The sequence below is a fragment of the Maribacter sp. genome, assembly GCF_039974175.1.
GTDB lineage: Bacteria > Bacteroidota > Bacteroidia > Flavobacteriales > Flavobacteriaceae > Maribacter_C.
This window is the reverse complement of record NZ_JBDWJN010000010.1, coordinates 1,430,691-1,450,723: the sequence shown is the minus strand read 5'-3', so window position 1 is coordinate 1,450,723 and position 20,033 is coordinate 1,430,691. Positions and strand designations below refer to the sequence as shown.

At 39.8% G+C, this 20,033-nt stretch carries 20 protein-coding genes; 8 read left to right on the top strand and 12 right to left on the bottom strand.

Annotation, left to right across the window (positions count from 1 at the left end):
- Window positions 1-18 precede the first annotated feature (18 nt).
- The 5 genes from ABJN95_RS15540 to ABJN95_RS15520 all read right to left on the bottom strand — a co-directional run bounded on the left by ABJN95_RS15540 (window position 19) and on the right by ABJN95_RS15520 (window position 3,622).
- Complete coding sequence (locus ABJN95_RS15540; protein WP_348371576.1) at window positions 19-1,098, bottom strand: alcohol dehydrogenase catalytic domain-containing protein; 1,080 nt, start codon at window positions 1,096-1,098, stop codon at window positions 19-21.
- Window positions 1,099-1,287: 189 nt separating this feature from the next.
- Window positions 1,288-1,863 carry a Crp/Fnr family transcriptional regulator gene (locus tag ABJN95_RS15535; RefSeq protein ID WP_348371574.1) on the bottom strand — a complete coding sequence of 192 codons (576 nt, stop codon included), beginning with the start codon at window positions 1,861-1,863 and terminating at the stop codon, window positions 1,288-1,290.
- A gap of 228 nt (window positions 1,864-2,091) precedes the next feature.
- A complete protein-coding gene (locus tag ABJN95_RS15530; protein WP_348371572.1) occupies window positions 2,092-2,535 on the bottom strand; it encodes a nuclear transport factor 2 family protein in 444 nt (147 codons plus the stop codon).
- A gap of 24 nt (window positions 2,536-2,559) precedes the next feature.
- On the bottom strand, window positions 2,560-2,973 hold the full coding sequence (locus ABJN95_RS15525) for a nuclear transport factor 2 family protein (protein ID WP_348371570.1): 414 nt from the start codon (window positions 2,971-2,973) through the stop codon (window positions 2,560-2,562).
- 70 nt (window positions 2,974-3,043) lie between these two features.
- Window positions 3,044-3,622, bottom strand: coding sequence for a TetR/AcrR family transcriptional regulator (locus tag ABJN95_RS15520; RefSeq protein ID WP_348371569.1), 579 nt, complete (start codon window positions 3,620-3,622; stop codon window positions 3,044-3,046).
- 625 nt (window positions 3,623-4,247) lie between these two features.
- Between ABJN95_RS15520 and ABJN95_RS15515 the strand changes: the two genes are divergently transcribed.
- Window positions 4,248-5,162, top strand: coding sequence for a DUF1080 domain-containing protein (locus ABJN95_RS15515; protein WP_348371567.1), 915 nt, complete (start codon window positions 4,248-4,250; stop codon window positions 5,160-5,162).
- A gap of 63 nt (window positions 5,163-5,225) precedes the next feature.
- On the opposite strand, the gene ABJN95_RS15510 is transcribed toward ABJN95_RS15515, so the two are convergent.
- The 7 genes from ABJN95_RS15510 to nirB all read right to left on the bottom strand — a co-directional run bounded on the left by ABJN95_RS15510 (window position 5,226) and on the right by nirB (window position 12,334).
- Complete coding sequence (locus tag ABJN95_RS15510) at window positions 5,226-5,621, bottom strand: hypothetical protein (RefSeq protein WP_348371564.1); 396 nt, start codon at window positions 5,619-5,621, stop codon at window positions 5,226-5,228.
- A 326-nt stretch (window positions 5,622-5,947) separates the two neighbouring features.
- The gene (locus ABJN95_RS15505; RefSeq protein WP_348371562.1) at window positions 5,948-6,325 is read right to left on the bottom strand and encodes a hypothetical protein; all 378 of its coding nucleotides are present in this window, start codon (window positions 6,323-6,325) and stop codon (window positions 5,948-5,950) included.
- The gene (locus tag ABJN95_RS15500; protein ID WP_348371561.1) at window positions 6,315-6,908 is read right to left on the bottom strand and encodes a bifunctional precorrin-2 dehydrogenase/sirohydrochlorin ferrochelatase; all 594 of its coding nucleotides are present in this window, start codon (window positions 6,906-6,908) and stop codon (window positions 6,315-6,317) included. The genes ABJN95_RS15505 and ABJN95_RS15500 overlap by 11 nt, the downstream gene beginning before the upstream one ends.
- Entirely contained in the window at window positions 6,898-8,739 is a 1,842-nt protein-coding gene (locus ABJN95_RS15495; RefSeq protein WP_348371559.1) for an ATP-binding protein, read from the bottom strand. Before ABJN95_RS15495 ends, ABJN95_RS15500 begins: the two co-directional genes overlap by 11 nt.
- A 28-nt stretch (window positions 8,740-8,767) precedes the next feature.
- Window positions 8,768-9,361 (bottom strand): DUF4202 domain-containing protein, encoded by a 594-nt coding sequence (locus ABJN95_RS15490; protein ID WP_348371558.1) that lies wholly within the window; start codon window positions 9,359-9,361, stop codon window positions 8,768-8,770.
- Window positions 9,362-9,382: 21 nt separating this feature from the next.
- Window positions 9,383-9,763, bottom strand: a complete 381-nt coding sequence (gene nirD, locus ABJN95_RS15485) for a nitrite reductase small subunit NirD (protein ID WP_348371556.1) — start codon at window positions 9,761-9,763, stop codon at window positions 9,383-9,385.
- A gap of 66 nt (window positions 9,764-9,829) precedes the next feature.
- On the bottom strand, window positions 9,830-12,334 hold the full coding sequence (nirB, locus tag ABJN95_RS15480) for a nitrite reductase large subunit NirB (protein WP_348371554.1): 2,505 nt from the start codon (window positions 12,332-12,334) through the stop codon (window positions 9,830-9,832).
- A gap of 119 nt (window positions 12,335-12,453) precedes the next feature.
- On the opposite strand from nirB, the gene cobA reads away from it, so the two are divergent.
- From cobA to ABJN95_RS15445, 7 genes are all read left to right on the top strand, one after another.
- Window positions 12,454-13,227: a uroporphyrinogen-III C-methyltransferase gene (cobA, locus tag ABJN95_RS15475; protein ID WP_348371553.1), complete on the top strand. Its 774-nt coding sequence runs from the start codon at window positions 12,454-12,456 to the stop codon at window positions 13,225-13,227.
- 257 nt (window positions 13,228-13,484) lie between these two features.
- Entirely contained in the window at window positions 13,485-14,864 is a 1,380-nt protein-coding gene (locus ABJN95_RS15470) for a CmpA/NrtA family ABC transporter substrate-binding protein (protein WP_348371551.1), read from the top strand.
- Window positions 14,865-14,902: 38 nt separating this feature from the next.
- Window positions 14,903-16,003, top strand: a complete 1,101-nt coding sequence (locus tag ABJN95_RS15465; RefSeq protein ID WP_348371550.1) for an ABC transporter permease — start codon at window positions 14,903-14,905, stop codon at window positions 16,001-16,003.
- 66 nt (window positions 16,004-16,069) lie between these two features.
- Window positions 16,070-16,909 (top strand): ABC transporter ATP-binding protein, encoded by an 840-nt coding sequence (locus ABJN95_RS15460; protein ID WP_348371548.1) that lies wholly within the window; start codon window positions 16,070-16,072, stop codon window positions 16,907-16,909.
- Between the two features lie 14 nt (window positions 16,910-16,923).
- Entirely contained in the window at window positions 16,924-17,745 is an 822-nt protein-coding gene (locus ABJN95_RS15455) for an ABC transporter ATP-binding protein (RefSeq protein ID WP_348371546.1), read from the top strand.
- Between the two features lie 41 nt (window positions 17,746-17,786).
- Window positions 17,787-19,079 (top strand): alginate export family protein, encoded by a 1,293-nt coding sequence (locus tag ABJN95_RS15450; protein ID WP_348371545.1) that lies wholly within the window; start codon window positions 17,787-17,789, stop codon window positions 19,077-19,079.
- Window positions 19,080-19,325: 246 nt separating this feature from the next.
- Entirely contained in the window at window positions 19,326-19,997 is a 672-nt protein-coding gene (locus ABJN95_RS15445; RefSeq protein WP_348371765.1) for a response regulator transcription factor, read from the top strand.
- The last annotated feature ends 36 nt before the right edge of the window (window positions 19,998-20,033 follow it).

The following is a 20,033-nucleotide window of genomic DNA, read 5'->3' as shown; positions in this document are numbered from 1 at the left end:
TTTTTAATTCAAAAAGAATTAGGGGCGCAAAGCCACTTTAAGTGTTCCCGATGTTCGATCTCGCATCAAATCATATCCCTTCTCTGCCTCTGACAAGGGTAAAATATCTGTAAAGATCTTGCTTGGATCAATAACACCCCTCTCTACAATTGGAAGTAATTTTTTCATATAGGCAGCTACATTTACAACACCCGTATGAATTGTTATATTTCTAAACAAGGCCGATGAATAGGGCTGCTCGACGGTTTCATACAGATGACCAAACCCTAGAACACTTATCGATGCTCCAGCTTGAGTTATTTCCATGCCCTGCGCAATTGCGGCCTTGTTTCCTACAGAATCGATAACGGAATTTGCTCCTCTTCCCGCAGTAAGTGACTTGACAAAAGCTACCGGGTCTTCATGTTTAGAGTTCACTACATGGGTTGCTCCAATGGTTTTTGCCAATTCCAATCTACTATCGTGACGCCCAACCAGAATAATAGTCGAGGGACCAAATAAGGTAGCGGCCATTACCGCACTAAGGCCTACCGCACCGTCGCCAATGACCACAACAGTTTCCCCTATTTTGATATTCGCATTCAATGCCCCGTGATACCCTGTGGCAAAATTGTCTCCCAATGGAAGAACCTTGGTATCATACTCATCTCCAGATAAACTTTCTGGAAGCTTGAACAATGTGGAATTTCCATAAGGAACACGTATAAATTCCGCTTGTCCTCCTTGAATATCATCACCCCCGTGCTGGGCAAAAAGCGGTGTTCCAAATAGACCCCCATGGTCGCATGCCGATGGTATGTCACGCTTACAATAGTAACAATCTCCGTCAACAAACATGGCGGAGGCTATTACACGGTCTCCAACTTTTAGGGTATGAATGTCCTTGCCCACTTGGTCTACTACCCCCACAAATTCATGACCAATTCGCATTCCTTCAAATAAACCCATTTCAGGTCCGTTTTGGGTGAATTCCAAGTCTGCTCCGCAAACACCCGCAAGTGTGATTCGCACGATAACATCATCGTCTTTTATCAATTGGGGTTTCGGTAGATCCACCACCTCTATTTTCGCTCTTTCCTTGTATACTACTGCCTTCATAATGTTTAAATTTTTAGGTTTAAAAAATCGTATTAAGTTTTAAAGAAATATGGGTCGAATAAGACGTATCACAGATTCGTCACTTATCGACATGGCAAAGTTGCGTCATACACGAAGCGATAACTATGATGTGTGTTAAGAAAAAAGCTTGACTTAAGTCATGCTTTAAAATTGATCTAAATCAATTTTTTAAGATTTCGAACGGATTCTACTGATAGATTCTGGAGTAATGCCCAAATAAGAGGCTAAGACATATTGCGGCACTCTGTTCGCAATTTGAGGATATTTATTGACATAGTCCCAATATCTTTCTTCTGAGGTTTTACTAATATTGGTAATGACTCTTTGATTGGAATGAGATAGGGCTTTTTCTATATACAGTCTAAAGTATTGACATAAAGCATGTATCCTTCCGCAGACTTCCTCTACATCGTCGTACTTCATTTGTATAATTATGGAGTCTTCTAAAGCTTCAGCAAAATATTCCGCAGGAGTTCTATTTAGATAACTGTGAAAATCGGTGAAAAACCAATCTTCCACTCCTATGCTTACGGTATGTTCTTTTCCAAAGTCATCTAGGTAAAAAACGCGTACCGCACCTTTTACGATATAGTTGCGATATTCACATACAAAACCCGGCTGAATTATAAATTGCCTTTTTTTAACTCTAGTGATTTTCAATATACTAGTAAACTCGGCTATTTCACTATCTGATAATTCAACATATTTGGCTATATGGTCTAATATTTCCTTGTACTTGCTCATCGATTTCTGTTTTTTCAACTATTATCGTGTGCTGGACTAAAATTCGTTGTTCTGATTCATCCAAGCAACAATATGCTAAGCTGAAGATAACTTTTTTAGCAATACGTCTGCGTTCAATTGGCGCAACCTGATAAATATATGGCCTTACGGTCATAAGAAAACAAAAAGCCCAAGTGACATATGTCGTCGCTCAGGCTTTTATTTATTTAAGGTTAGTGTTGCTCTTCATTAATTACGAGAGTGCGAATCATACACCTTGCCACTGATTTTCCATTTTCCGTTCTTCTTGTACAAGACAAAAAAGTCGGTGAACCGGAATCCGCTCCAGTCATAGAATTCAACTTTGGCCGCTGCAGCGGGTCCTGAAATATCGATCCATGCGATGTGGTGTCTCACATTCTCGGAAGGCCCGCCTTCATCAACAATACCTTCAAATTGGTCTGCGGTCAAGTCATAAACTGTTCCGTCTACCGAACCGACCACATGGGCATGGGCATAGAATGCCGAACGGCTCAACTTGCCATCGCCCGTCTTGGCACTCTGTATGTAGGGATGCAAAGCCTTCACTACCTCTTGGTATGCATCAAAACTTTTTTTGTCTTGGTTAACTACCTCCTGCGCAAACCCGTTAAGAGCAATAAGAGATAAAAATACTACAGTTAGTGTCTTCATCTGATTTTTAATTTTAAGAATTATTTAATTATTAGCGTGTGAATCGTAGACCTTGCCACTGAGCTTCCACACCCCGTTCTCTTTATAAAGGACAAAGAAATCGGTGAACCTAAGTCCGCCCCAATTGATAAACTCTACCTTGGCTGCTGCAGCTGGGCCAGAAATATCTATCCATGCGATATGGCTCTTTACGTCGGGCGATGCGCCTCCTTGTGATACTGCTCCCTCAAATTCATCAGCCGTCATATTATAGAGTTGTCCTCCTATAGCACCTAAGATATGAGCATGATCATAAAAAGCCCTACGGCCTGATTTCCCGTCTCCAGACTTTGCACTGTCGATATAGATTTGTAGTGCTTTTTCTACTTCTTTGTACTCCTTGAAGTTTTGAGCTTCATCTGCTTGTGTTTCTTTTGTCAATTCTTTAATTGTTTCCATTTTTACTTATTGTTTATAATTGTATTACTATTTAATATTAGAACGTTCGTATATAAAAAATTAAAAAAAATTAATATTCAATGATTTTCATCATAAAAGATTTGAACAGACGGTAGGGCTCATCTTTTCCTGAAGCCTTCATACGGGTCAGCACCCCCTGTCTGCCGGTGAGAAAAAGAACTGCCATTTCTGCAGCTATAAAATCTTTTGAAAAGGCGCCATTCTCCTGACCTTCAAGGAAAAACCGCTCAAATATGTCTTGCCATTTTTTGTAATTACGGTCGGCTACCTTTTGAATGTGCTCGTTCTGTCCTGCAATTTCACTTGTAAGGCTGCCCATCATACAACCTTCCTTACATTCCGTAGCGTCTAAGCGCTGTAATTCCTCATTAAAAACGGTCTCCAACCGCTTTGTATAGGGTGCCTCACTTTGCAGCAAGCTTGCAGTATAATAAGCCGCAACCTTATCGCCATAGTATTCCAGCACCTTGGCGGCAAAGTCTTCCTTGCTCTTAAAATAGTAGTAGAAAGAACCACTGGGAATCTCAGCGTTTTCCAAAAACTCCCTAAGCCCAAGATTGTGATATCCTTTCTGGCTCAAAATCTTGACCCCGGTCTCCAAAGCTCTATGTATATTCTCTTTTTTCATTTTAATATTCGAACAGTCGTATACAAATGTATCCACTTACAAAAGAATTAGAAAAAAATAATTTTTTTTCAATTCTCTACCTCCATGGTTCAACTGAATATAACATAGTCCCAAATTATATGGAAAGGTTTTTATAGGGTAGTAATCTCGAATTAGGAGCACTAGGATGATAAGCTATTTCGATCTTCGACATTCAAATGTCGAGAACAAATTCTGCTTTAGAAGATAAAAATTCATTCACCTTATCGATTTGTAGTTATTTATCAAAATAGTGCCTCTTCCGGTTTTCTTGTGCATACGGTATTTTGATTGCCTCTTTTCACGGGTCTTTTTAGATAATAAAAAATAGTTTTCAATTGTTTCTTTTTCAATCTATTGTGATCCATTAAGGCGGAAATACGTCATATAAAATTATATAATCAATAGGGAATTGTAGTTTATACTGCAAGGTCTATGTATATTTATCAACGCACAAAGCCCTGTAGTTTGTGCGTAACTTAAAATCAAACGAGTTTCTGCACGTGCTAATCATAGCCCGGCCATATAGGATAGTAAGAACCAATTCAGACGAAGTAAACTTTACAATTGTTACGACCAACTACAAACATAATTAAGCGCATATCAGATGATTATTAAATTCACAAGGCAGATTAGCAAAATAATTATTTCAATATTCATTCTTACATTCAGCCATTCGTGTTCCGATAAATCAAAGCAAATTCCCGCAGACGATTCTGAATGGACACAGCTAATTGATGAAAACCTCAATGAATGGGATTCATATTTAAGTTTCAAGCATCAAGTGGGATATGACGGAACCCCTCCTCTTGATGAATCAGGAAATGAGATAGCACCTATCGGATTGAATAAACCCGGTTTTGGTGTTTTCTCAACGATAACAGAAAACAATGAAGTGCTTATTAAAGTAAGTGGTGAATATTACGGCTGTCTAATCAGTAAAAAAGAGTATGAAAATTATCACCTCCAGTTGAAGTTTAAATGGGGAGACAAAAAATGGATTCCAAGATTAGATCGTCTAAAAGATTCTGGTATTTTGTACCATTCAATCGGTCCTTTTGGGGCGGAGCACTGGCGCTCATGGATGATGTCACAAGAATTTCAGATTATGGAAGCGCATACCGGTGATTTTTGGAGCCAGGCTACCTCCGCAATAGACATTCGTGCTTACGCATCAGAATCAGGTTTAAATCCGATGGCACATGAAAGTCAAGACTTTTTGAGTTTTGGGGAAGGAGGAGAGGCTGGCAATTATTGTCTGAGAAGTAATAATTATGAGAAAAAGCCGCATGAGTGGAATACCTTAGATTTAATTTGTTTCAATGGCAAGAGCCTACATATCGTCAACGGAGAGGTGGTTATGGTTTTAAAAAATTCAAGGTATATAAATGAAATTGGCGAGGAGATTCCAATGACCAAAGGAAAAATACAATTACAAAGTGAAGCGGCAGAATTATTTTTTAAGGATATAAAAATTAAGTCCATTGAAAAATTTTCACCTGAACATGCAGCTTTTTTTTAGGAGAGCGTTCAAAACAAAAGACTTGAGAAGAGCTTAGAGCTAAAAAAAGAAAGGCCCATTCCGCTACTTGAACCGTTGAGTCTTTAGAAGCTCGCCAGCCTCATTATAGACCTTCCAAGTGCCTGTCTTTTTACCGTTTTCGAACTTACCTTCGTCCCAGAGTTGGCCATTGGTATGGTATCGCTTCCATAAACCGTGTTTCCGCCCTTCATCGTCGAAGCCGCCCGTTCCTCGGGGTTCGCCGGTCTTGAAGTACCATTTCCAGGTACCAAAGATCTTTCCGTCTTTGTATTTACCGCACGATTGCATCTGGCCATTGTTGAGAAAGTACGTCCACATTCCTGATTTCTTTCCGTTGTCGAACTCACCCTGGCAAGAGACCAAGCCGTTTTTGAAATACAGCTTAAAAGGGCCATTTTTAAGATTGCCATCTTCATCGATTCCAGAGATGTCTTTCATTTTGATTTTTTTTTGCTGCTAAGGGTTGGGCTAAATTGGTTGCGAAAAATGTCTGTTTACTTTAGCCCAAGTGAAGGCGCTGCTGAGAACACTTTTACCCCTGAGTCTAAGTTAATGAAATTGTGTCATTTTTTCTAGGTGGTAAACCAAGCTTAAGCAGCTGGGTTTTCAGTACACTGATTAATTAGCTTTCCTTTAAACAATGTCAGAAATTGTTTGTAATTACAATCTAAATTGCAATACAGAGTATAGTTCCTTAGCCGCAGTGTAACCTATTGATAATTAAACTATTTGATGTCATCCAACAATAGAAACGATTGATTAAATTAAGGTTCTATCGCGCTTATCTTCGGATTTGGATAATTGTCAGACTGGTCTTCAACGGTCTCGTCCATACATACAAAATCCTTTTCTACTAAAAGTTTGAGTGCGGTGCCATTTGTTTTTTGAATGCTGCCACTAAAACCAATTTGATTTGTCTCAAACCAATCTTTACTAGCATTTTTTTCTAAAAAAACGGTTATGGTATTGTCATGAAATTTTGCGTCCAGGGTCTCAATGCCTTCTTTTGCTTGCAAAGCATAGGTGAAAAGAACATCACCAAAATTGGTGGTTTCTTCAAATCGACCTGTAGTACAAAAGGCTTCGACTTCTGATCTGGTCAACCGATAACGGATTGAATTTCCTCGAATTCTAATTTTCATCTTTTACTTTCTTTTCAACCAAACCTTTGGTGAATTCATTTAGGGTATCTACTTTTTCTTCGAAATCACCTTTGATAGTTTTCCTAAATTCGTTCAGATTTTTGACTAAATCATCAATATTTGCTGGAAGTACATCCTCAAAAAATTGGCGCAAGCGTTTGGCTGTGGTTGGTGACTTCCCATTAGTGGAAATGGCCACTTTTACATTCCCTTTAGTTACAATTCCGCCCATGTAAAAATCGCAATACGGAGGGTTGTCTGCCACGTTGACCAAAATGTTCCGGCTGCGACAATCATGATAAACTTGCTCATTCACCAAAATGCTATCTGTTGTTGCAATTACCATGTGCATTCCTAATAAGTAATTGGAATTATACTCGGCTATATGCATCTTAACCCCAAACTTTTCAGCAAGGGCAAGGGTCGCTTCCCGATACATAGGCGAGACCATTTCTACCTGGGCATTCGGACTCGACTTTATAAGGAATGTCAATTTTTCCTCAGCAACCATACCGCCTCCCACAATCAAAATAGGCAATTGTGACACTTTTAGGAAAACTGGATAAAGTTCGTTACGCTCCATGTAGCTCTTCTTTTTTGTCGGTTTTATAATTAATAGTGACCCGTGTTCCTTTACCCACTTCAGAATGGATAAAAAGGCGTCCGTTGATATAGCTAATCCGTTCTTTCATAAAGAATAGACCCATTCCGCCTTCGCTGTTATTTTTAGGTACCTCATTTAAAATGGTCGCATCGAAACCATTGCCATCGTCGTCAATAACAATACTCAAAATATCATCGTTGAAATTAATGGTGACCAAAATATAGTTGGCTTGCGCATATTTTATAGCATTGTTTACTGCTTCTTGCGTAACCCTGTAGATATTGGTCTCAGCCAAAGAATCAAAACGGATGTGTTCTTCTGTTTTATTCTCAAAAAGAATAGTTTTTCCGGTAAGTTTTGACAACTCAACGGTCATTTTATGAAGCGCTGGAAAAATTCCATGGTCGCTTAATTCTGGTGGCGTGAGATTGAAAGTCGCTGTGCGAACCCCTTTTATTAAATCAGCAGTTAAATCTTTTAAATAAGATATTTTCTCTCCCGACTTTTCTATATTCTCCAAATTGATGGATTCGATGTTAAATTTCAAAGCGGTTAGCATCTGTCCGATGCCGTCATGAATATCTTTGGCAATACGTTTGCGCTCTTCTTCTTGACCTTCTACAATTTGGCTGGCTTGTTGCTTCTTCTGCAGCATACGCTCCTCAAAATTTTGTTGGGTCAATTGCTCTACTTTCAATTGATTTTGTTTTCTTTCGGTGATGTCGGAGCATAAAATCAAGATACTCTGTTGCTTACTTGCTTGATGCATTGGAATAATAGAAATATCTAACCAAATTTGATGCCCATCTCCTGTAGTAATTTGTATCTCTTCACTACGTATATTATTCTTTCGATTGCTCTTAAGTACTTCTTTCAAGTATTGTTGTTGCCCCTCATCTGTTGTTAGGAGTTCGGACAAAGGGGTGTTCAGTTGCTCTTTTTTGAGCCCCAATAGTTTCAAGAACTTCTTACTAATAAACACAACACTACCATCTTTACGGGCACTAGCAAAGAGCGCGGCATTATCAATTACAAAATTTAGTTCTTGTAATTCTCGTAATGATTTTTCCTTTTCAGTTAGTAAGGTCTCTATTTTTTTGGTATTGGTATCAGATTCCAACTGAATTTGCATCAAGTTAGAAATGGTTTTGCGAATTTGCAGCGATAGGGGTCTAAAAATAAAAAGCATCTCCAGCAGCAAAATCAAAAGAGAAAAAGCCAATAGCCAATATTCTTTCTGTTTTAAATTTTGAAGCTGAGCATTACTACGGGCATCGTACTTGTTTACAATGTTGTCCATTAATTTTAAGAACGACCGTTCATTTTCTAAAAGAATCGCTTTCTGTTTGAGAAAATCAACCGCTGTTACGCTTTCTTTAGATAAAATTTCTTCCGTAGCACCCACCATAGCTTGGTGATGTGGCTCTAAATTTTGAAAAAGGCTTAGAATATCTGCATCCTTTTCAGGAGGTAACTTCAAGGTTTCATCACCTACCTGAAGTCCTTTGTGAGATGATTTCCAGATCGCTAAAGTGTGTTCTATTTCGAAAATAATCTCTTGTTTTTTCTCTGGGGAAGCGATATCATTGAGCAGCAATACTTCTTTGACCAATTTCTGACTGAATGCGCGCTGGCGACCAGCAACATTGATTACACGAGAATCGCTTAATTGAGAATTTAAATGGGTCTGAATTAAAATCTGAGCAATAATTATAGTCAATGCGATGCCCGCCAAGGCGAAGAGATACCACTTCCGAACCCGAAGAAAGGTACTGGTATCAAGTGGTTTTTGATGGCTGCTTTTCGGCATGGTTTTAATTGCTTTTTGCTAAGGTAATTTATAAAGCATTAATCGCCCTAGATACGAGTTGAAGAGCGCTTTCGGAAAGGGGTAGCTTCAGCGCAGCTGTTTGGCCCTTATCAGACATCTTTCGCCATGTTTTTCGTAAAATAGCGATGGTTTTTTCTTCAGGATGTTTCGCAGCAAATGGTTCAAAATAATATTCTAAAAACACCAAACAAATAACATCTTCCAAAGTTTGAGTTTCCTCATTCTTTTTTAAATGCTTCTTTTCTAGCAGAAATTGCACTTGATTGATTACTTCTTTTGAATAGCCTACTTTTTCTAAAATGCTAGCTGCTTTCGCAGCATGGAATTTTTTCAATGCCTGTCGCCATCGCAGATACCCTTCTCGATTCATGTCATAGGTATCTCGAGCGATCTCCCAGCGACAAATATGTTGGCAACGCGCTGTTAGTTGTAAAGCCTCGGAAGCATCAGGAGCAAAAATGCTTAAGCGTTCCGTCATTCGTTGGGCATACAATAGTTCTTTTGCATGTGTTTTGCCTTCAAACACTTCTGTATTCGGGTCTTCTCGATTGGCATTGTCAAAAAGTTGAAATGCGCGCTTAATGTTATGAGCGGTTGCCATGCGATAGGAATTTGGTCAAAGCTATTCAGAAAAGCCTATATACACAAAACCATCTAAGGTTTTAACTGGGTAGGTAGCAATAGCCTTTAAGTCTCCGTTGAGATGTTGCCCGGTTTTTAAAGAGAAGTTGTTCTTGTGCAAGGGGCAAGCTACCTTTGGTTCTAAGTTTTCATCGCCAATCATTCCTCTCGACAACACCATTTCCATTTTATGGGGGCAAAGATTTTGACAGGCATACCATCTGCCTTCTCGGGTAAAATTGAAAATGGCTATTTGTTTGTCTTTGTATTTGATACAAGCACCTCCATTTTTAGGGAATTTAGATGCTTCCGCGGCCTTAAACCAGACTTTTACGTCTGCTGTTTTTACAGTTTCGTATGTGTTTAGATGTAGTGTTGTCATTTTTGAGTTTTATGCGATTTATAACCACTTCCTTAGAAGGGTCTAAATGCTGCAATTTCTTTGTTTTTACACCCATTCTTTCGGCATTTTTTGGGCTCTAAGTGATACAAATTCTATGTTGTCATCAGGTTCTTCCGAATTAACGAAATGGGTGTAACGTTCGCGTATTTCGGGAGTTTCTACTGCTTCTTTCCATTCGCATTGGTAAGAATCTACCAAGGCCTGCATTTCGGTATCTAGTGCCTCAACGATTCCGAGGGAGTCATTAATGATTACATTTTGTAAATAGGTAATGCCACCTTCTAATTTTTCTAGCCATGGAGCGGTTCGTTGAAGGGGGAGTGCTGTTTTAATATAGAACATAATAAAGCGATCTACATATTTGATGGCGGTAGCCTTATCTACCTTTTCGGCAAGCAAGATGGCGTGTTTCGGATTTGCTCCTCCATTACCACCCACGTACACATTCCATCCGCCTTCTACAGCAATAAAACCAAAATCTTTTCCTCTTGCTTCGGCACATTCGCGGATACAACCCGAAACGCCTCCTTTGAATTTATGTGGTGAACGAATGCCTTTGTAACGGTTTTCGATTTCTACCGCAAAACTGACACTTTCATCCATTCCGTAACGGCACCAGGTGGAACCTACGCAGCTTTTAACCGTGCGTAGTGATTTTCCATAGGCTTGACCAGTTTCAAAGCCTTCTTTGATGAGTTCTTCCCAAATTAAAGGAAGCTCATGCAATTTCGCCCCGAACATATCAATTCGCTGACCGCCAGTAATTTTGGTGTAAAGATCATATTTCTGAGCAATTCTTCCCATGGCCATGAGTTGTTTCGGAGTAATTTCACCACCTGCAACCCGGGGTACAACCGAATAGGTTCCGTTGCGCTGTATGTTTGCTAAATAACGGTCATTGGTATCTTGAATGGTATTTTGTTTGTTCGCAGTTTCGTTGTAAATACTGGCAAAAATGGCCGCAACAGCGGGTTTACAAACTTCACAACCGTGTCCCGTTCCTACCAGGTCTAGTAATGCATTATAATCTTGAACACCTCTTAGCTTTACGATATCGAAAAGTTCTTGGCGCGAATATGCAAAGTGTTCACAAATCTGCACTTTAACTGTTTTTCCTAAAGTTTTCAAACTCTCGGTAATTAAGTCTTCGACCATAGGTTTGCAACCACCGCATCCGGTGGCGGCTTTGGTGGCTTTGGCTACAGCTTTGAGATTTTCATTTCCATCTTCCAAAACGGAACAACAAATAGCACCTTTTGAAACCGCCTCACAAGAGCATACAACCGCAGTGTCTGGTAAATCCATTGCGTTACCAAAAGATGCATCGCCTTCTCCGCGACTGCCAATAATTAAGGCTTCCGGATGCTCAGGTAAGGGCATCTCATTCTGATACATTTGAAGCAACATATTATAATCATTGGCCTCTCCAACTAGAATTCCTCCCAATAACTTTTTTCCATCGTGTGAAACATTTATGCGTTTATAGAGGCTCTCTGTCTTGTTTTCAAAAATGATAGAATGTCCTTTATCGGCGGGCATAAAGGGCGTTCCGAAGCTCGCTACATCAACGCCGATAAGTTTTAACTTGGTAGACATGTCTATTTCACTTGCCATTTTAGTTTCCTCTTTTCCCAGAATTTGATCAACCGCTACCTGTGCCATTTCGTAGCCAGGAGCGACCAAACCATAAATCATTTGATTGTATAGAGCAACCTCACCAATTGCTAGAATATTGGGGTCTGAAGTCTCCATTTTATTATTGACGACAATACCACCACGTGTGCCCATTTCTAATCCCGCACTTTTTCCCAATTCATCGCGGGGGCGTATTCCTGCTGAAATGACCAGCATATCTACCGCTAGAGTATCGTCTTCGCCGAATTCCATTCCAGTAATTTTTTCGTTCCCAAGAATTTGATTGGTGGCTTTGCTTAAGTGTATGTTGATACCCATTGATTCCAATTTTCCCTGTAGCACTTTACTACTTCTGCTATCTAATTGACGCGGCATTAATTTTGGTGCAAATTCCACTACATGGGGCTCAAGGCCCATATCCATTACGGCCTTAGCTGCTTCCAAGCCTAATAGTCCACCTCCAAGAATGGCAGCTTTCCCTCCTTTCACTGTATCTGCGTAGGCTGAGGTCTCCTCCAAATCTTCAATGGTACGGTATACAAAAACACCTTGCTTTTCTACACCACGTATAGGAGGTACAAAGGGAACAGAACCGGTGGCTAATACCAATCGGTCATATATCATGGTCCTGTCTTTGGTGGTAGTAATCGTTTTAGTTGCTCTATTGATTTCAGAAACCCTCTCATTGGTAAATAGTTCAATACTATTTTCTGTATACCAGCTTTTCGGAGCTAGACTTAAACGCTCCGCATCGCCATCCTCAAAAAATTCACTCAGGTGAACGCGGTCATAGGCAACTCTTGGTTCTTCTCCGAAAACGACGAGTTTGAATCTTGTGCTATCGGCTTGAGCTACAAATTTCTCGCAGAACTTATAACCAACCATACCGTTTCCAACAACTATTATAGTTTGCATATGCTTCGATTTAGAAAAACAAAAATAAGTATAAATACGTATTTTTTATATGCTTATATGAAAATAAATACGTACTCTTGTTGTGAATTTGATAATCAGACAATAAATAGGATATCGATATGCAGCGAGGAATTAAATCAAAAGTGAGCCTAGTGGGAGCGGGGCCAGGAAGCGAAGACCTAATAACAATAAGGGGTTTGAGGGTACTGAAATCAGCTGATATCATACTTCATGACGCTCTGGTAAGTAAAGAGTTGCTTTCGCAAGTTGATGATGCAATACCCAGAATATACGTAGGAAAACGATATGGCCAGCATTCGTTTAAACAAACCGACATCAATATATTAATTGTAGAAATGGCATTTAAATACGGGCATGTAGTGCGCCTAAAGGGAGGAGATCCATTTGTGTTTGGCAGAGCGCAAGAAGAGATCGAATATGTTGAGTCTTTCGGAATTCCTGTATCAGTTGTACCGGGAATATCAAGTGCATTGGCGGTTCCGTCTAGTCAGGGAATACCGATGACGGGTCGGGGAGTAAGCAGTAGTTTTTGGGTAATGACAGCTACAAAACGCGACGGTACTTTTTCTACAGATTTAAAATATGCCTCTCAATCTGCTGCAACAATGGTTGTTTTAATGGGTATTCGAAAGCTTCAAGAAATCGTTGCTAAGGTCAGTGAATATAGGAGCTCGGAAACACCTATAGCAGTCATTCAAAACGGAACCCTGAAAAACGAATGCTGCACAGTCGCTACCTTAAGTACAATAAATAGGTATCGCAATAGTATCGATATCACTCAACCAGGAATTGTAGTTATTGGAAATGTGGTCGCTGAACACCCTTCCTTTTTTGACGAAGAAGTACAGCGTGTGCTTCATTCTGGCTTATAGGTAAAGAAGACCTTACTTTAATATATAGTGAAGTGACGTTAGCGCTAAAGTCATTCCTTTTATTTCCTAAGAAAATTTGAATTCTTCAATTTCACTAGCTCTTTTTTCGCAATTCACAATTTTTAGATGATACTTAGTCTCATCCTCATAAAAATACGTATGCTAACACATAATTAGCGTTGTAAATACGTATAAATACGTATTTGTACGTACTTTTGAATTGTTAGAACAAGTATAACCATATAAACTTATAGCATATGAAACTAATCTTTAAAACATCTATTTTTCTATCGATAGCCCTTTTCATGGTGGCTTGTGGTGGCAAGGATACCAAAAAAACAACGGAAGCAACTACGGAAACGGTTGCTTCAAAAACCAAAAAACTAGATATAGAAAAACCGCAATTGAAATTTGGTTTTATAAAACTTACAGATATGGCTCCTTTGGCGATTGCCAAGGAAAAAGGTTTCTTTGAAGACGAGGGGCTTTTTGTATCTGTTGAAGCCCAGTCGAATTGGAAGAATGTTTTAGACCGTGTGATTGATGGGCAATTAGATGGTTCGCATATGCTGGCCGGACAGCCTATTGCCGCTGGCGCTGGATTTGGACGACAGGCACAATTGGTAACTCCTTTTTCTATGGATTTAAACGGAAATGGGATTACCGTTTCCAATGACGTTTGGGCTAAAATGAAACCCAATGTACCGAAAGGAGAAGATGGGAAACCCATACATCCCATTAAGGCAGATGCCTTAAAACCCGTAATTACAGAATATAAAAATAGCGGTAGACCCTTTAAAATGGGCATGGTATTTCCTGTTTCAACACACAACTATGAAATTCGCTATTGGTTAGCTGCTGCAGGAATTCACCCCGGTATGTATACTGCTGCAAATGTTCAAGGTCAAATAGATGCCGAAGTTTTGCTTTCAGTTACCCCTCCTCCTCAAATGCCTGCCACTTTAGAGTCAGGTACGATCTATGGGTATTGTGTTGGTGAGCCTTGGAATCAACAAGCGGTCTTTAAAGGTATTGGAGTTCCAGTAACTACAAATTATGATATCTGGAAAAACAATCCGGAAAAGGTTTTTGTAATGACGAAAAAATTTGTCGACGACAATCCGAATACAGCCATTGCAGTAACCAAAGCTTTAATTCGCGCGGGTAAATGGTTAGATGAACCAACAAATCGCGCAGAGGCGGTTAAGATTCTTTCGATGTCACAATATGTTGGGGCTCCTGAAGAAGTATTGGCCAATTCTATGACAGGAACTTTCGAATTCGAAAAAGGCGATAAGCGTCAAATGCCCGATTTCAATGTCTTTTATAAATACAATGCAACCTATCCTTTCTATTCTGATGGTATTTGGTTCTTAACCCAAATGCGTAGATGGGGCCAAATTCCGGAGACTAAAACAGCAGATTGGTATGGTGAAACTATTAAAGATATTTACCGCCCAGATATTTGGAAAAAGGCTGCAGATCTTTTAGTAGCTGAAGGACAAATTCCCACAACCGATATTCCTGATACAGATGGGTATAAGCCCGCTACAACTGATTTCATTGACGGTACGCCCTTTGATGCTAAAGATCCTATTGGTTATATCAATAGTTTTTCCATCGGCAATAAAGACTAAGAAAACCTACTATCCTAATCGAAGCAAAACGAACTAGCATGGAACAAGAAATCACATTAAAGAAAGAGGGGCAAGGGTTGGCATTTTTAAAGCCTTTCATAACGAAACTTACACCAAAGTTTCAAAAGGAAGATATGCTGCACTCCCTAAAGAAAACAGGAATTACTATAGTCTCCATCTTGTTGTTCTTAGGTTTATGGCACTTGGGCTCTGAAGCGCTTTATAACAAAGAAGCGGACTATAAGATTGAAAAGGCGCTAAGCGAGCAAGGGCAGGCAGCTGCCGAAGCAGAACGAGCTTGTATCGAATCGGGTGACAGTAGTTGTCAGCCGAATACACTGCCTTCTCCGGCTCAAGTGTGGCGTTCATTAAAATCACTGATTGCAGACCATAAAGTAATTACAGCAGACAAGGCGGCCTTCGCCGAAAAGATGGCTGAAACAAATTCAAAGTTAGTTGCGCAAGGTAAAGCGGCAATTGTCTATACCGGTCGTGCTTCTTTCGTTGATATTGTTTTAACAAGTATCAAAACGGTGTTCGCGGGCTTTTTATTGGCATTATTAATAGCTGTTCCTATCGGAATCATAATTGGTTTGAGTCCCTCTTTACGCAGTGCATTTAACTGGTTTATTCAAGTTTTTAAACCGGTATCTCCCGTTGTCTGGTACTTGTTGGTATTTATGATTGTAAAGACTTTGTATATCGGCGATAGTTCAGACAATGCCTTTGTGATTTCGTTTATAAGCGTAGGCTTATGTGCCATGTGGGCCACACTCGTCAATACAGCAATGGGCGTTTCTTCGGTAGACAAAGATTATATTAATGTTGCCAAAGTTTTAAAACTAGGCACCTTTCAAAAGGTGTTTAAGGTGATTTTACCTTCTTCTTTACCATTGATTTTTACTGGATTGCGAATTACCCTTTCGGTTGCTTGGATGGTTTTAATTGCCATTGAACTTCTTGCCCAAAGCCAAGGCTTAGGGCTTTTTGTTTGGGAGGAATTTCAAAACGGAGCCAACGATTCGAACGCTAAGATTATTGTAGCAATGTTCATTATCGGTATTATAGGTTTCTTACTAGATAGACTGATGCTAACTGTTCAGAATATGGTTTCCTTTAATAAAAATGAAGGCGTTTGAAAAAGTGCGAAACACGAAATAATACCAGGAAATGAACTATACTACTCTGAACTCATACGCAGCATAATGGCATACTTAGAACTAAATAACATAAATAAAACTTACGGTGAAGGAGAGCACGCTACCGAGGTACTTTCTGATATCAATCTCAAGATCGAGGAAGGAGAATTCGTTGCTATAGTTGGCTTTACCGGTAGTGGTAAAACAACTTTAGTCAATCTGATAAACGGGTTGCTAAAGCCAACCAGTGGAGCGGTTCTGTTTAAAGGAGAACCTGTTGTTGACACCAGTCATGAAAGAGGGGTAATTTTTCAAAACTATTCGTTGTTGCCCTGGTTAACCGTTGGGCAGAACGTTTATATGGCGGTCAAAGAAGCTTTTCCAAAAGAGGGTAAAAAGGCGCTACAACAAAGGGTGCGAGACTATGTCGATATGGTAAGTTTAACCCCAGCGATGAACAAAAGGCCTAAAGAATTGTCTGGAGGAATGCGTCAGCGGGTGGCCGTGGCAAGGGCGCTAGCGATGAACCCTGAGATGATAATAATGGATGAGCCTTTGGGTGCTTTAGATGCCTTAACACGGGGTAATCTACAAGATGAGATTTTGAATATTTGGAGTAAAGACCAGCGTACGGCTTTGTTGATTACGAATGATGTCGATGAAGGTATTTACATGGCTGACCGTATTATTCCTTTAAAACCTGGGCCGAACGCAACACTTGGTCCGGAGTTTAAAATTGACATTGACCGGCCTAGAGATAAGACGGCTTTGAATGACAATCCGAATTTCAAGAAGACACGGAATGCCATAATTGAATACCTGATGGATATTGGCGAATCGCGCAAATCGGTTTCCCGTGAGGAATACGTGCTTCCTGATATAGCACCGAAAAGTTTTGTAGCCTAATAAAAAAGAAAATCATGAGTACTGCAACTATAGAAAAAACAGCTTCAGAAAACGGAATCCTATTCCCCTCTAAAGTGATGTTAGATTTGTCAAAATTAAAGAAGGTGTATCCTACACCAAAAGGCGATTATGTTGTGCTTGAAGATTTAAATCTTCAGATAATGAAGGAAGAATTCGTAACTATTATTGGGCATTCTGGTTGTGGCAAGACGACCATGCTTTCTATGATTGCAGGATTGAATCCGATTTCAGGAGGTAATATTGCCGTTTTAGGAAACCCGGTTAAAGGCCCCGGACCCGATAGAGGAGTGATTTTTCAATCTCCTAGTTTAATGCCTTGGATGACTGCTTTAGAAAATGTCTTGTTGGGTGTGAACCAGGTTTTTCCGCACGCTACAAAATCGGAGCGTAAAGATATTGCTAAATACTACTTACATAAAGTTGGCCTTGATGGTGCCTTTGATAAAAAAGCCATCGAATTATCGCAGGGCATGCAGCAACGTGTTGGCATTGCCAGAGCCTTTGCAATTAAGCCAAAAGTCTTGTTACTCGATGAACCTTTTGGAATGTTAGATTCTTTAACCCGTGGAGAACTGCAAGACATTCTGATAGAAATCTGGAACAAGGAAAAAATTACCGCCGTAATGATTACCCATGATGTTGATGAAGCTATTTTTTTGGCAGATCGTGTTGTAATGATGACTAGTGGCCCACGAGCGAAAATTGGAGATATTCTAGATATCAAATTTGAACGTCCGAGGAGCAGAAAAGCAGTGTTGGAACACGACAATTACTATGCCTATAGAAAACACTTGATTGACTTTTTAGAACATTAAAAACCAAGTTTAACACAAATTCTTTAGTAAAAACTTAGATTATGAAAAAACAACACTTTGTAGTTGTTCTAGCCTTGCTATGCACTACATTCACCTTCGCACAATTCACATTAGATGGCCAATTCAAGCCAAGAACCGAATATCGCAATGGTTTTGGTAGTATTATTCCCGATGCCGCAGACGCGGGTTTTGCTGTGTCTACAAGGGTAAGGTTAAACACTGGCTATACTTTTGACTCGTATCAGTTTTATGTGAGTCTACAAGATGTACTGGTCTGGGGAGAAAATAGACAAATTCTGCCCGATGACCAAAACGATTCCTTTGCGGTTTTCGAGGCTTGGGCAAATATCAATCTTGGAAAAGGATGGTCAACAAAGTTAGGACGCCAAGTACTTTCCTATGATGACCAACGTATTTTTGGCGGACTAGATTGGGCGCAACAAGCACGTAACCATGATGCCGGACTTTTAAAATATAAAAAAGATAAATTCATGCTAGATATTGGTCTGGCTTTCAGTCAAGATTTTGATAATCCAACCGGATTTCAATCTATAGGTACCGCCTACAACACCAGTGGTTTTTTTACTTATAAAACCATGCAGTATGCCTATTTGAAACAGCAATGGAGTAATCTGTCTGGAAGCCTATTGCTGTTGAACAATGGCTTTCAGAATTTTACAGGAGAAGGTGATGCCCGCGTGGCCGATGGGGTAAGCAATTTGCAAACCATAGGAACACATTTGAATTTTAAGAAAGGGAGTTTTGGAGCTACCTTAAATGCGTTTATCCAAACAGGTGAACGACAAGGTCAGGTAGATGTAAAAGGGGCTTATTTAATGGGGCTTGATGTAAACTATGCGGCAACCTCAAAGGTCAATTTTGGCCTTGGTGTGGAAGTGATCAGCGGTAATGACGGCGCTGCAAGTGAAACAGGAGCATTCTTTCCCCTATTTGGTACCAATCATAAGTTCAATGGCTTTATGGATTATTTTTATGTGGGTAATCACGCCAATTCCATTGGCTTATTCGATATTCATGCCAGTGCCAAGTTTACCCTTGGTGAAACATCAAGTCTTTTGGTCAAAGTACTGAATTTTAGTGGGGAGCAAGAATTGGCAAGTGGAGAAAAATCGCTGGGAACGGAAATAGATTTGGTATTCACTAAAAAATTCAAAGGCTACGCACTCGCCATAGGCTATTCACAAATGTTCGCGAATGATGGCATGTACGAATTGAAAGGCGTTTCGGAAGATTTAGCTGCAGGCACGCAAAACTGGGCGTGGGTTCAGCTAACGATGAAACCAAAGTTTCTAAATACTACTCCCAAGAAGTAAGATAGTTTTAGCGCTTTGCTTCGATTGGCTATCATGACCCGTGGGGGTTGTGGTAGCCTTTGAAGTTCAAACTCTAGTACAAATTCAACTTCTGTCTTACTTCATCTGTCACGCTACAATATCCGTACTGTCGTTGGAGCGGAGTCGAGAACTTAGGTACACCGAACACTTAACTTCGTGCCTCCTGCATCAAACTTCCAACTTCAAACCCTATCTTTGTACGTATAACTACTTATATTTCTATAAATTTTGAACAAAATCGGCATAGTTTTAGTAGACGATCACTCTTTGGTACGCGATGGTATATGTGCCTTGTTAGAAAGTGAGGCTGATTTAGAGGTTATTGGCGAAGGGGCCGATGGTTTAGAAGCAGTCAAGCTAGTACATGAGAAAAACCCTGATATTCTGATCATTGACATTCGTATGCCGAACATGACGGGCATTGAAACAGTAGAAAAGCTAAGTGCTGAAAATGCAGCCGTGAAATGTATCATACTCTCAATGCATGATTCAGAGGAATATATTCTGCAGTCTGTGGCAGCTGGCGCCAAAGGCTATTTGCTAAAAGATACTGGTAAGGTAGAATTCATCAAAGCCATTCATGCGGTACAAGAGGGCGGTAAATATTATAGCGGAGATATCTCTAATGTATTGGTCAATAACCTATTGAACCCGACTAAGAAAAGTACCGAAAGCCCAAAAAGTGATACCCGAACCAGCAAACCCTTTGATCTGACCAATAAAGAAATTCAGGTGTTGGAGTTGGTCTTATCTGGTCTTACCAATAAACAAATCTCCGAAAAATTACAAAACAGCAAACGCACGGTAGAAACACACCGCTTTAATTTAATGCGTAAAATGGAAGTCAAAAATTTGATGGACCTTTCTAAAAAGGCGCAAGAGTTTAATCTAGTTTAGACCATATTACATATCAGCCTGGCTATTGCAATTTCT